The organism is Cumulibacter manganitolerans (assembly GCF_009602465.1).
GTDB classification, from domain to species: Bacteria; Actinomycetota; Actinomycetes; order Mycobacteriales; family Antricoccaceae; genus Cumulibacter; species Cumulibacter manganitolerans.
Genome location: NZ_WBKP01000010.1, coordinates 63,726 through 76,590 on the forward strand (window position 1 = coordinate 63,726; position 12,865 = coordinate 76,590).

The window sequence follows — 12,865 nt, forward strand, 5'->3', positions numbered from 1 at the left end:
GGCAGGAAGAGGACGAGGTATGAACGCCCCCCGAGCACTCGACGGCAAGACCATGATCGTGACCGGCGGCAACACCGGCATCGGCGCCGCGATCACCCTGGCGGCGGTACGCGCCGGAGCACGGGTGGTGCTCGACTACGTCGTCCATCCCGACCTTGCCGCGCAGATCGAGCAGCAGGCCGAGAGCGGCGGGGCCGAGGCCGTGACGACGGTCGAGGCGGACGTCTCGAAGATCACCGATCTGCAGCGGCTCGTCGACACGGCCGTCGAACGGTACGGGCGCCTCGACGTCCTGGTGAACAACGCCGGCATCGAGACCCGGCAGTCACTGCTGGAGACGACCGAGGAGGACTACGACAAGCTGATGGCGATCAACGTGAAAGGCCCGTACTTCGGCTCGCAGCTCGCCGCCAAGCAGTTCCTCGCGCAGGGCGGCGGGGGCGTCGTCGTGAACATCTCCTCGGTCCACGAGGACTGGCCGATGGCCGGGAACAACGCGTACTGCGTGAGCAAGGGCGGCATGCGGATGCTCACCCGCAACGCCGCGGTCGAGCTCGGCCCGCAGGGCGTCCGGTTCGTGAACGTGGCGCCGGGCGCCGTCGATACGCCGATCAACAAGCAGACCACCTCGGACGCCGCCAAGAAGAAGGCCCTGGAGGACTCCATCCCGCTGCGACGCATCGCGACACCGGAGGAGATCGCGGACGTCGTCGTCTTCGCCGCCTCCGACGCCGCCCGCTACATCACCGGCTCCACGATCTTCGCCGACGGAGCGATCATGCAGAGCGGTCCGGGACTGTAGGCCCGTACCGCTCGACCGAGACCCGGGGGCTCGACGTGGCTCAGCGGCGATCACCCTCGCTAGTGGTACTTGTGGTCTGGTGACCACCGACTCCCCCGGCGACCCCGTAGCGCGAGCCGACCGGCCGGCCGGCGTCGGCCCCGAGCCCGCGGACGACCTGCCCGGCGACGTTCCCGGCGCCGGTGTCGCGGGCGAGCCCGGTCGGGAGGCCACCGGTCCGCAGACGGCCGGGAGGGAGGACGACGCCGCGGTGTCGCGGCGGCGACGTCGGCGCCCGCGGCCGACGACGTCGGACGAGGGACGCGCTCGCTGGCACGCCCCCGAACGGGGGCCGGATCCCACCGAGCACGGCCCGGTCGAGCACAAGTGGCGACGGGTCCTCGGGCGGACGGCGTCCAAGGCGTGGGACGACTCGCTGTTCGGGATGAGCTCGCAGGCGGCGTTCTGGTGCGCGTTGTCCACCGCGCCGATGCTGCTCGCGCTGCTCGGGCTGCTCGGGCCGATCCTGCGATGGATCGACCCCTCGGCGCTCACCGCGGTACGGGCCCAGATCGACCTCCTGCTGAACAACATCTTCAACAAGGAGGTCGCCGACAACCTGATCGGCAGTGCCGTCGACCAGATCCTGAACAACCAGGGCAGCGTCGTCTCGGTCGGCCTGGTGATCAGCCTGTGGGCGGGCTCGTCGGCGATGGCGGCGTTCGTCGAGTCGATCACCATCGCCTACAACCAGCACGAGGTGCGCCACCCGGTGCGCGAGCGGTTCTTCGCACTGGGGCTGTACCTGGTCGCGCTGCTGTTCGGCATCGTGCTGCTGCCGCTGCTGGCGATCGGCCCGGACTACCTCGTCGGGCTGTTCCCGAGCGACCTGCAGGACAACGTCGAGCTGGCGATCCGGATCAGCTACTTCCCGGCCGTGCTGCTCCTGCTGATCCTGCTCGTCGCGACCCTGTACAAGGTCGCCCCCAAGCACCGCCACCCGTGGAAGCGGGGGCTGCCCGGCGCGGTGCTGTCCGCCGTCCTGTTCATCGTGCTGTCGATCGGGCTGCGCATCTACCTCTCGTACGTCTACTCCCACGGCCTGACCTACGGCGCGCTCGCCACCCCGATCACGTTCCTGCTGTTCTACTACTTCGCCTCGATGGCGATCATCATCGGCGCGCAGTTCAACAACGCGCTGCTCGAGTTCCACCCGCCGCGCCGGGTCACCGGCCGCGTCGGGTAGCCCTGACCGCCGGCGCCGCGTCGGGCGTCAGGAGCGCGCCACGTTCCGGGCCGCCGCGAACGTCAGCCCGGTGGCGAGCAGCGCCAGCACGAGGTACCCGCTGCTGATCTGCACGATCCCGTACACCTTCGTCAGCTGACCCGCGATCAGGCTGGGCACCATGGCGCCGCCGTACGAGGCGAGGTAGGTCGCGGCCAGCACCGGCGCCCGGTCGGCCGACTCCAGGTCGGTCAGCAGCACGCGGATGGTGGCCGAGCCGGCCATGCCCTGCGCGAAGCCGGCGGTGCAGCCGCCGAGCAGCACGACCAGGACGGACTGCGTGACGAGGCCGCCGACCAGCAGCGCCATCCCCGCGAGGAAGATCCCCATGCCGATGCGCTGCGCGGACGCCGGCGAGTACCGGCCGCCGGCGGGTCCACCGATCACGCTCGGCGCCATGTACGAGGCGTAGACCAGGGCCATCACCACGGCGTTCGACGTGCCGAGCTGGTCGCGGCTGATGGTCGGGCTGAAGGACTGGAAGTAGCCCCCCATCGCCCACGTCGCGATGAAGATCGCGAGGGCCACCCACAGGATCCGGGCCGGCTGCTTCGGGATCTGCACCTGCGGGCGCAACGACCGCAGCACCCCCGGGCGTCGCTCGATCGTCTCCGGGCAGAACAGCAGCCCGACGAAGCAGCCGACGATCAGCACCAGCACGCAGACGTAGATGGTGTCCCGGGGATACGGCCCGTACTCGATCAGGGCGCCCGCGGCCAATCCGCCGATCGTCAGCCCCAGCAGCGGCGACTGGCTGGTCACGACCGCGGCGAGCCAGACGGGACGCGTCGGCGCGGTGTCGACGATGTACGCCATCACCGCGCTCGTCGCGACGCCGCACCCCAGACCCATCAGGCCACGACCAATCGCCACCTGCAGCACGCTGGTCACGTTGAGCAGCACGACGCAGCCGGCCGCCACCAGCGCCAGCGTCAGCATCGCGGCCCGGCGACGTCCGACGTAGTTCGAGATCCGGCCGAGCACGAGGAGCGCGGTCATCGTGCCGACGAAGTACACGACGACGGTCAGCGCGACGTCGGCGTTGGTCAGGCCGTTCTCGGCGCGGTACGTGTTGTACAGCGGGATGACGCTGGACGAGCCGGCGAAGGCGGTGACCAGCGTGGCGGTCGAGACGAGGAACCCGAGCCGGTTCTGCTGCTTCGGTCGTGCTTGCGTCGGTTGTGGTTGCGTCGGTTGTGGCTGCGTCGGTTGTGGTCGCGTCGGTCCTGGTGCGGGGTGCTCCTCCGTTCGGCCCCCATCCGCACTCGGCCCTCGCCCCCGTCCGTCAGGTTGCGTCATCCGGCCGAGTGCTCCCGCCAGACCCATCCAGCCTCACTCCGGAGCACCCCGCCCCACTCCCTCGACGCCCGTCGCACCGGACGCTCCCGCCAGACCCATCCAGCCTCACTCCGGAGCACCCCGCCCCACTCCCTCGGTACCGAGCCCGAGCGCTCCCGCCAGACGCACCTCGCCTCGGTCATGCGTTGCGCCGGCCGTGCTTGCCGAGGACGATTCCGGCGGCCTCGCGGTCCCAGACGTCGCCGCTGAGGCCGCGGGTGCGCAGCTCGTGCTTCTGGATCTTCTGGGTCGGCGTCTTCGGCAGCTCGTCGACCGTCTCCAGGTAGCGCGGCACCATGAAGTACGGCATCCGGTCGATGAGGAACTCGGTGAGCTCGACGGGGTCGAGCTCCTCGCCCTCGCGCGGCACGACGACCGCCTTGATCTCGTCCTCCGAGAGCTCCGACGGGACGGCGACGACCGCGCTCTCGAGAACCTTCGGATGCGAGTTGATGACCTTCTCGACCTCGAACGACGAGACGTTCTCGCCCCGCCGGCGCAGCGCGTCCTTGATCCGGTCGGCGAAGTAGTAGTGGCCGTCCTCGTCCCGCCAGAAGGCGTCCCCGGTGTGCACCCAGCCGTCGACGATCGTCTCGGCGGTCTTCTCGGGCAGGTTGTGATAGCCCGAGAACACGGTCAGCGGCTCCTTGGGCTTGACCCACAGCTCGCTCACCTGGCCGGCCGGCACCTCGGCGCCGTCCGCATCGACGATCCGCAGGGTGACGTTGCTGCGGGGCTGTCCCGCCTCGCCGGGCTTCAGCGTCTGGTAGCCGCCCATCAGGACCGCGCCGATCTCGGTCATCCCGTACACGGCGTTGGCCTGCACCCCGAACCGCTCGCAGAAGGCGCGGACATCGCTGGCCAGCGGCGCCATCGGCACCGTGCGCAGCGGGTTGTCGGCGTCGTCCGGCTTGGGCCGCTGCTGCTGCAGGATCTCCGCCATCGCGCCCAGCAGGATCGTGTAGGTCACGTCGTGCTCGCGCACCGTGTCCCAGAAGCCGGACGCCCAGAACGCCGGCTCGATGACCGCCTTGGCCTCGTGGATCAGGGCTTGGTAGCAGCCGTACCACTGCCCGGCGAGGTGGAACATCGGCAGCTGCACCAGCACCGTGTCCTCGCGGCCCAGCCCGCCGATGTCCTCGCGCGAGGCGTAGGTGTAGGCGTGCGCCTGGGAGGTGAGCACGCCCTTGGACGGCCCGGTCGTGCCCGAGGTGTACAAGTAGCCCAGGTGCTCGTCGGCACGCGCGGGAGCGACCTCGCGCGGTTCGGCGGCGGCGATCTCGTCGAGCTCGACCACCCGGTACGCCGAGCGGAGGCCGTCGGCGGCCCGCACGTCGCCGCGGACGACGACCGAGCGCAGCGTCTGCAGGTCGACGGCCACCTTCGCCAGCGCGTCGACGTAGTGGTCCTCGATCACGATTACCGTCGAGCCGGAGTCGTTGAGGATGTGCGAGAGGAAGCTGCCCTTGTAGGCGGTGTTGATCGGTACCTCGACCTGCGCGCCGAGGCCGATGCCGGTCCACGCGTGCGCGTAGTCGATGGAGTTGTCGAGCAGCAGCGCCGCCGGCTGCTGGCGGCCCACACCGAGCCCCGCGAGCCCGGCCGAGATCGCGAGCGCCCGGTCGCGGCTCTGGCCGAAGGTCCACTCCCGGCCCTCGGCGACGTGCGCGACGCGGTCGGCTCCCGAGGCCACTGCGCGGTCGTACGCGTGCCCGAGAGTGCGTCGTTCGATCGGTGGTAGCTCGCCCATGAGACCTCCAGTCGTCGGCCGCTTCGTATGGATCCGGCTCCGCCGTTCGGACGCTACTCCGCAGGCCGTCGGCTCAGGCAAGCAGTGCGGCGAGCGTCATCCGTTCCAGCACCGGCTTGACCCGCGCGGGATCGCCGTGGCGCACGCTATGGGGAGTGGAGTTGAGCAGGCCGATCGCGGCCTGCGCCTTCAGCCGCGCCGCCGCGCGGTCCGGCTCGCCCAGCCGCACGAGCTGGTCGACCCACAGCTCGACGTAGTCGCGCTGGGTACGGCGTACGGCGTCGGAGGCCTCGTCCTCCAGCGTGCGCAGGTCGCGGTTGTGCACGCGGATGCGGTCGGTCTCCCCGAGCGCGAAGTCGGCGTGGAAGTCGATCAGCGCGATCAGCGCCTCGCGAGGGTCGGCGTGGGCGGCCACCCGCCGGCGTCCGCCCTCGAGCAGCCGCGTGGAGACGTCGCCCAGCACCGCGGCGAGGATCGCCTGCTTGTTCGAGAAATGTCGATAGAGCGCGGGACCGCTGATGCCGACCGCCGACGCGATCTCCTCCAGCGACACGCCGCGGAACCCCTTGGCCGCGAACAGCCGCGCCGCCTCGCTGAGCAGCAGGTCGGTGCGCTCGGCCTTCTGCAGCGTGCGCGCGCTCGGCCTTGCGGCGCCGGCGGTTGCCCCGGAGGGCGGCGGGGCGGCAGGCTTGGCTCTGGACACGGCACCAACCGTACGCTAAATTCTCAGTTAGTGAACATTAACTAACCCAAATGACCGGGGGTTCGCATGCGTTCCAGGCTGACCAGCCAGCTCGACGCGACCAGTGAGCAGTTCCGTGCCAACGCGGCGCACCAGCGCGGCCTGGTCGAGCGGCTGCGCGCCGACATCGCCGCGGCGGACGGCGGTTCGCCGGCGAGCAAGGAGCGGCATATCGGGCGCGGCAAGCTGCTGCCGCGCGACCGGGTGAACCACCTGCTCGATCCCGGCTCGCCGTTCCTGGAGCTCTCGCCGCTGGCCGCGACCGGCATGTACGACGACGAGGCGCCCGGTGCGGGGATCATCACCGGCGTCGGCCGGGTATCCGGTCGGGAGTGCGTGATCGTCGCCAACGACGCGACCGTCAAGGGCGGCACTTACTACCCGGTGACGGTCAAGAAGCACCTGCGCGCCCAGGAGGTCGCGCTGCAGAACCAGCTGCCGTGCATCTACCTCGTCGACTCCGGCGGCGCGTTCCTGCCCAAGCAGGACGAGGTCTTCCCCGACCGCGAGCACTTCGGCCGCATCTTCTACAACCAGGCGACCATGTCGGCGCAAGGCATCCCGCAGCTCGCCGCGGTCATGGGCTCGTGCACGGCCGGCGGCGCCTACGTCCCGGCGATGGCCGACGAGGCCGTCATCGTGCGCAACCAGGGCACGATCTTCCTCGGCGGCCCGCCGCTGGTGAAGGCGGCCACCGGCGAGATCGTCACCGCCGAGGACCTCGGCGGCGGCGACCTGCACTCCAAGCGCTCCGGCGTCACCGACCACCTTGCGGAGAACGACGAGCACGCGCTGCAGATCCTGCGCTCCATCGTGGCCAACCTCGGCCCGCGCGGCGAGCGGCAGTGGGACGTCGCGGCCGCGGAGCCGCCGGCGGTCGACCCCGAGACGCTGTACGGCGTCATCCCCGCCGACTCGCGGACGCCCTACGACGTGCGCGAGGTGATCGCGCGGATGGTCGACGGGTCGCATTTCGACGAGTTCAAGAAGGAGTACGGCTCGACGCTGGTCACCGGCACCGCGCGCATCTTCGGGCACCCGGTCGGCGTCATCGGCAACAACGGCATCCTGTTCAGCGAGTCGGCGCTGAAGGCCGCGCACTTCATCCAGCTGTGCGACCGCCGGCGGATCCCGCTGCTGTTCCTGCAGAACATCACCGGCTTCATGGTGGGCCGCGAGTACGAAGCGGGCGGCATCGCCAAGAACGGCGCGAAGATGGTCAACGCCGTCGCGACCGCGCGCGTCCCGAAGTTCACCGTCGTCATCGGCGGCTCGTTCGGCGCCGGGAACTACGGCATGTGCGGGCGGGCGTACTCCCCACGCTTCCTATGGATGTGGCCCGCCGCGCAGATCTCGGTGATGGGCGGCGAGCAGGCCGCCTCGGTGCTGTCGACCGTCCGCCGCGACACGATCGAGAGCAAGGGCGGTGAGTGGTCGGCCGAGGACGAAGAGGCGTTCAAGGCACCGATCCGCCAGCAGTACCTCGACCAGGGCAACGCCTACTACTCGACGGCCCGGATCTGGGACGACGGCATCATCGACCCGCTCGACACACGGATGGTCCTGGGCCTCGCGCTGGGCGCCGCGTCCCGCACGCCGCTCGAGGATCCCTCCTACGGCATCTTCCGGATGTGATCGCGATGGAAAGCGAGCAGCAGATGTTCTCCAAGGTTCTGATCGCCAATCGCGGCGAGATCGCGTGCCGCATCATCCGCACCCTGCACGACATGGGCATCCAGAGCGTCGCGGTCTACTCCGATGCCGACGCCGGCGCGAAGCACGTCCGCGAGGCCGGCGAGGCGGTGCACCTCGGGCCGACGAACGCCCGCGAGTCCTACCTCGACATCGCCAAGGTGATCGCGGCGGCGCAGAGCACGGGCGCGCAGGCCATCCACCCCGGCTACGGCTTCCTCGCCGAGAACGCCGAGTTCGCCAAGGCGTGCCGCGACGCCGGCATCACCTTCATCGGCCCCTCCCCCGAGGCGATCGAGACCATGGGCGACAAGATCTCCGCCAAGCTCACCGTCTCGAAGGCCGGCGTACCGGTCGTGCCGGGGCGTTCGGAGCCCGGCATGACCGACGACGACCTCTACGACGCCGCGCTCGAGGTCGGCTTCCCGGTGCTCATCAAGCCGTCCGCCGGCGGCGGCGGCAAGGGCATGTACCTCGTCGAGCGCGAGGACGACCTGCGCTCGTCGATCGCGTCGGCGCGCCGCGAGGCCGCGTCGTCCTTCGGCGACGACACACTGTTCCTCGAGCGGTTCGTCAAGGATCCCCGCCACATCGAGGTCCAGGTGCTCGCCGACTCGCACGGCCACACCATCCACCTCGGCGAGCGCGAGTGCTCGCTGCAGCGCCGGCATCAGAAGATCATCGAGGAGGCGCCGTCCGCGCTGCTCGACGCGGCGACCCGCGAGCGGATCGGCAAGGCCGCCGTGGACACCGCGGCCGCCGTCGCCTACTCCGGCGCCGGGACGGTCGAGTTCATCGTCAGCGCCGATCGGCCCGACGAGTTCTTCTTCATGGAGATGAACACCCGCCTGCAGGTCGAGCACCCGGTCACCGAGCTGGTCACCGGCTTCGACCTCGTCGAGCAGCAGGTGCTCGTGGCGGCCGGCCACGAGCTGCAGATCCAGCAGGACGACGTCGAGCTGCGCGGGCACGCCATCGAGGCGCGGGTGTACGCCGAGAACCCGGACCGCGACTTCCTGCCGACCGGCGGCACCGTGACCTACCTCGATGAGAGCGACGACAGCACCATCGCGCGCTTTCACGCGGACGACGCGGCGGGACAGGCCGGCTTCTTCAGCTTCGACCCGGTGGCAGCCGCCGACGAGGGGAGCACCTGGCCGGAGGACCCCACGTTCGACGGCGTGCGGGTCGACTCGGCGCTGATCGAGGACCTGCAGGTCGCCACGACGTACGACCCGATGATCGCCAAGGTCATCGTGCACGGGCACGACCGCGCCGACGCCCTCGATCGGCTGGACCGGGCGCTCGCCCGCTACACGGTATTCGGCGTCGTCACCAACGTGAACTTCCTGCGCGCGCTGATCGCGCACCCGAAGGTGCGCTCCGGCGACCTGGACACCGGCCTGGTCGGCCGCGACCTCGACAGCCTGGTCGGCCGGCCGGTCCCGCGCGAGATCTATCTCGCCGCCGCGGCCGACCTGTTCGCGCGCGAGGCGGCGGGCCGGCCGTACGCCGACGACCCGTGGGAGTCGATCACCGGCTGGCGTCCCGGACGTGCCCCCGTCCCGATGCACTGGGCCGCGCGAGGACCCGGCGGCGACAAGGTCGCGTTGTACGCGCTGCCCACCCGCGTCACCGACGACGAGGCCGAGCTGGACATCACGGTCGGCGACGAGACCGTGCACGTGCTCGCCGCCCAGTACCCCGAGACCATCGAGATCGACGGGCTCCGACGCGACTACGTCGCCGAGGTCGGCGACAGCGAGGCGTGGATGTGGGTCGAGGGCGTCGGCACGTACGTCGTGCCGCGGCTCTCGCCCGAGCAGGAGCTCGGCGGCCACGGCGGCGCCGCGGGCGGCGAAGTGCGCTCGCCGATGCCCGGCACCGTCATCGCCGTGCACACCGAGAACGACGCCGAGGTCGCCGCGGGCGAGCCGCTCATCGTCGTCGAGGCGATGAAGATGGAGCACGTCCTGAAGGCCCCGGTCGCCGGCACCGTCCGCGGCCTCACCGCGGGCACCGGCACCCAGGTCGTCGTCGACCAGCTGCTGATGACCGTCGAACCCACCACCGAGAAGTAACCGCAGGAGCACGACCATGGACACCACCCTTTCCGCCGAGCAGGAAGAGCTGCGCCGCACCGTCGAGCGGTTCACGAACGAGGTCGTGCGCCCGGTCTCGCAGCACCACGACGAGACCAAGACGTTCCCGTACGACGTCGTCGCGCAGATGGGCGAGCTCGGCCTGTTCGGGCTGCCGTTCCCGGAGGAGTACGGCGGGATGGGTGGCGACTACTTCACGCTGTGCCTCGCCCTCGAGGAGCTCGCCCGCGTCGACCAGTCCGTCGCGATCACCCTCGAGGCGGGCTGCTCGCTGGGCACGATGCCGGTCTACCTGTTCGGCACCGACGCCCAGAAGCAGGAGTGGCTGCCGCGGCTGACCAGCGGCGAGATCCTCGGCGCGTTCGGGCTCACCGAGCCCGAGGCCGGATCCGACGCCGGCGGCACCAAGACGACCGCCGTCCTCGAGGACGGGCACTGGCGGATCAACGGCAGCAAGCAGTTCATCACCAACTCGGGCACCGACATCACCGGCCTGGTCACCGTCACCGCCGTCACCGGCGTCCGCGAGGGCGGCTCGAAGGAGATCTCGGCGATCATGATCCCGACGCCCGCGGACGGCTTCACCGCCGAGCCGGCGTACAACAAGGTCGGCTGGAACGCCTCCGACACCCACCCGCTGAGCTTCGACGACGTGATCGTGCCGGAGGAGAACCTGCTCGGCGAGCGCGGCCGCGGCTACGCGCAGTTCCTGCGGATCCTCGACGAGGGCCGGATCGCGATCGCGGCGCTGGCGGTGGGTGCCGCGCAGGGCTGCGTCGACGAGAGCGTCCGCTACGCGCGCGAGCGCAAGTCGATGGGCCAGCCGATCGGCAAGTACCAGGCGATCGAGTTCAAGCTCGCCCGGATGGAGGCGCGCGCCTGGACCGCGCGGGCGGCGTACTACGCGGCGGCGGCGAAGATGCTCTCGGGCAAGCCGTTCAAGAAGGAGGCGGCGATCGCCAAGATGGTCGCCTCCGAGGCGGCGATGGACAACGCGCGCGACGCCACGCAGATCCACGGCGGCTACGGCTTCATGAACGAGTACGTGGTGTCGCGGCACTACCGCGACTCGAAGATCCTGGAGATCGGCGAGGGCACCACCGAGGTGCAGCTGATGCTGATCGGCCGCCAGCTCGGCCTCTAGCCCACCCCTGACGCGGTGGGTTGTACCCACCTGACGCGGTGGGTTGTACCCCGCTATCGGGCCGATAGCGGGGTAGAACCCACCGCATCACGGCAGACCGGGGCGTAAGCCACCGCATCGCGCCGGGCACTCGCCGGACGTCGCGGCCGGACGTCGGCGCCGAACAACGCGGCTGAGCAACGCAAAAGGCTCGACCCTCCTGGGTCGAGCCTTTTCTTCGTCGGTGCGGGTCAGCGCCCGAGGTGCGTGCCGGTGCGGCTGGCGATGGCCAGCAGCTCCAGGCGCACCGTCTCGGCGTTCGCGCCCTGGATCGCCTTGGCGATCTCGCGGCGGCCGCGGACGGCGGCGCGGTGGGCGGTCCAGCGGCTGGTGATGGCGGACATCGTGCGGGCTCCTTGGTGGGAAGTTGCGGAGGTCATCGCCGCCGGGCCTCAACTCCCGTTGGCGATACAACCATTATGCGCTCCCGCGAGAAGCGATGCCATCGATATTTAGGTGAAGTGCCGCACTCTCCGACATATCTTCGGCCAAGACAGTCGAGTGGATGTCGATATCTCGGTATCGCCGCCCGTCTAGGTGACCGTTCAACAATCCGCGGAAGACCGGTCGGGTCGCCACCCCGCAGCGAATCCGGTTGCCTCGATCCGTAGCCTGGAGGGGTCGCGCCGGACGACGGTCGACCCGTCACCCGCATCGCGGGGTACGCCGCCCACGAGGCTCGCAGGAGATCCCGGCCGTGCTCAGGTCGTACAGCGTGCTTTTCCGCGCTCCCGGAACCAAGGCGTTCAGTGCCGCCGGCTTCGTCGCCCGCATGCCGATCAGCCAGTTCGGCCTCGCCGCCGTCATGCTGGTCTCCGCGCAGAGCGGCAGCTACGGCCTGGCCGGCAACGTCTCGGCGGTCGCCGCGCTCGCGGGCGCCGCGATCATGCCGCAGACCGCGCGGCTGGTCGACCGCTACGGCCAGGCCAAGGTGGCCCGCCCGGTCATCGTCGCCGGCGCCGTCTCCTGGCTGCTGCTGGCCCTGGCCGTCACCCTGCAGTGGCCGGTCTGGACCTGGTTCGTGCTCGCCGCGCTCGGCGGCGGTCTCGGTCCATCGATCGGCTCGATGGTCCGCGCCCGGTGGGTCTACGTGCTGAAGGACCGGTCCCTGCAGCAGCGCGCCTTCAGCTGGGAGTCGTCGGTCGACGAGGTGGTGTTCATCATCGGACCGCCGCTGGCGACCTTCCTCGCCACCGGCGTCGCGCCGTACGCCGGAGTCGTCGTCGCCGCCGTGCTGCTGCTCGCCGGCGGCTGGCTGTTCACCGCCCAGCGCTCGACGGAGCCACCTGGCACCGGCCGCCACGCCGCGTCCCTCCCCTCGCGGCGCCTGCTGACGCCGTCACTGCTGGCCGTGGCGCTGGTGTTCTGCTGCTGCGGCACGGCCTTCGGCGCCATCGACGTCACGGTCGTCGCGTTCGCCGACGAGGCCGGCAGCAAGGCCGCGGCCGGGCTGATCCTCGCGGCGTACGCCGCGGGCAGCCTGATCGCCGGCCTGGCCTTCGGCGTCATCACCTTCCGGCGCTCGATCGGCGGCCAGTTCGTGGTTGCGGCATGCCTGTTCGGGCTGCTCGCGCCGCTGCTGCTGCTGGCCGGCAACCTGGTGATGTGCGGCGTGCTCATCTTCATCGCGGGCTTCGCGATCGCGCCGCTGCTGATCTCCGCGACCGTGCTGATCGAGCGGATCGTGCCCGCCGTCGCGCTGACCGAGGCGCTCACCTGGTCGACCACCGCGCTCGTCCTCGGCGTCACCATCGGCGCCTCGGCGGCCGGATCGCTCATCGACCAGCACGGCGCCCGGTTCAGCTTCTGGGTGCCCGCCGGCGCCGCCGTCCTCGCCGCGTTGATCGCCCTCGTGGCGAGCCCTCGGCTGCGGCACGGCTCGGTCCGCCGCACCGCCGACCGGCTCGCCGCCAGCCTCGTCGACGCGCCGGCCCCCGGTGTCCCGCAGGCCGAGATCGCCGGCTGAGCCGTTCCCGTCGGCGGCGTCGCGCG

General features: G+C 70.8%; 10 protein-coding genes. 6 read left to right on the plus strand and 4 right to left on the minus strand.

Annotated features, from left to right (window positions below; translation table 11 throughout):
* The first annotated feature begins 19 nt into the window (after nt 1–19).
* Together F8A92_RS05870 and F8A92_RS05875 are read left to right on the plus strand one after the other, a co-directional pair.
* The gene (locus tag F8A92_RS05870; RefSeq protein WP_153504220.1) at nt 20–802 is read left to right on the plus strand and encodes a glucose 1-dehydrogenase; all 783 of its coding nucleotides are present in this window, start codon (nt 20–22) and stop codon (nt 800–802) included.
* 79 nt (nt 803–881) lie between these two features.
* Nucleotides 882–2,027 (plus strand): YihY/virulence factor BrkB family protein, encoded by a 1,146-nt coding sequence (locus tag F8A92_RS05875; RefSeq protein ID WP_228389243.1) that lies wholly within the window; start codon nt 882–884, stop codon nt 2,025–2,027.
* 27 nt (nt 2,028–2,054) lie between these two features.
* On the opposite strand, the gene F8A92_RS05880 is transcribed toward F8A92_RS05875, so the two are convergent.
* The 3 genes from F8A92_RS05880 to F8A92_RS05890 all read right to left on the minus strand — a co-directional run bounded on the left by F8A92_RS05880 (nt 2,055) and on the right by F8A92_RS05890 (nt 5,857).
* Nucleotides 2,055–3,365, minus strand: a complete 1,311-nt coding sequence (locus F8A92_RS05880) for an MFS transporter (protein WP_194291376.1) — start codon at nt 3,363–3,365, stop codon at nt 2,055–2,057.
* A gap of 178 nt (nt 3,366–3,543) precedes the next feature.
* Nucleotides 3,544–5,154 carry an AMP-binding protein gene (locus F8A92_RS05885; protein ID WP_153504222.1) on the minus strand — a complete coding sequence of 537 codons (1,611 nt, stop codon included), beginning with the start codon at nt 5,152–5,154 and terminating at the stop codon, nt 3,544–3,546.
* Nucleotides 5,155–5,227: 73 nt separating this feature from the next.
* Entirely contained in the window at nt 5,228–5,857 is a 630-nt protein-coding gene (locus F8A92_RS05890) for a TetR/AcrR family transcriptional regulator (RefSeq protein WP_153504223.1), read from the minus strand.
* 66 nt (nt 5,858–5,923) lie between these two features.
* Between F8A92_RS05890 and F8A92_RS05895 the strand changes: the two genes are divergently transcribed.
* From F8A92_RS05895 to F8A92_RS05905, 3 genes are read left to right on the plus strand one after another with little or no spacing between them, the layout of a single operon-like run.
* Entirely contained in the window at nt 5,924–7,531 is a 1,608-nt protein-coding gene (locus tag F8A92_RS05895; protein ID WP_153504224.1) for a carboxyl transferase domain-containing protein, read from the plus strand.
* Nucleotides 7,532–7,536: 5 nt separating this feature from the next.
* Complete coding sequence (locus tag F8A92_RS05900) at nt 7,537–9,669, plus strand: ATP-binding protein (RefSeq protein ID WP_228389250.1); 2,133 nt, start codon at nt 7,537–7,539, stop codon at nt 9,667–9,669.
* Between the two features lie 16 nt (nt 9,670–9,685).
* Nucleotides 9,686–10,834 (plus strand): acyl-CoA dehydrogenase family protein, encoded by a 1,149-nt coding sequence (locus F8A92_RS05905; protein ID WP_153504225.1) that lies wholly within the window; start codon nt 9,686–9,688, stop codon nt 10,832–10,834.
* A 230-nt stretch (nt 10,835–11,064) separates the two neighbouring features.
* On the opposite strand, the gene F8A92_RS05910 is transcribed toward F8A92_RS05905, so the two are convergent.
* Nucleotides 11,065–11,217 (minus strand): hypothetical protein, encoded by a 153-nt coding sequence (locus tag F8A92_RS05910; RefSeq protein WP_153504226.1) that lies wholly within the window; start codon nt 11,215–11,217, stop codon nt 11,065–11,067.
* 353 nt (nt 11,218–11,570) lie between these two features.
* On the opposite strand from F8A92_RS05910, the gene F8A92_RS05915 reads away from it, so the two are divergent.
* Nucleotides 11,571–12,839, plus strand: coding sequence for an MFS transporter (locus tag F8A92_RS05915; protein ID WP_153504227.1), 1,269 nt, complete (start codon nt 11,571–11,573; stop codon nt 12,837–12,839).
* Nucleotides 12,840–12,865: the final 26 nt, after the last annotated feature.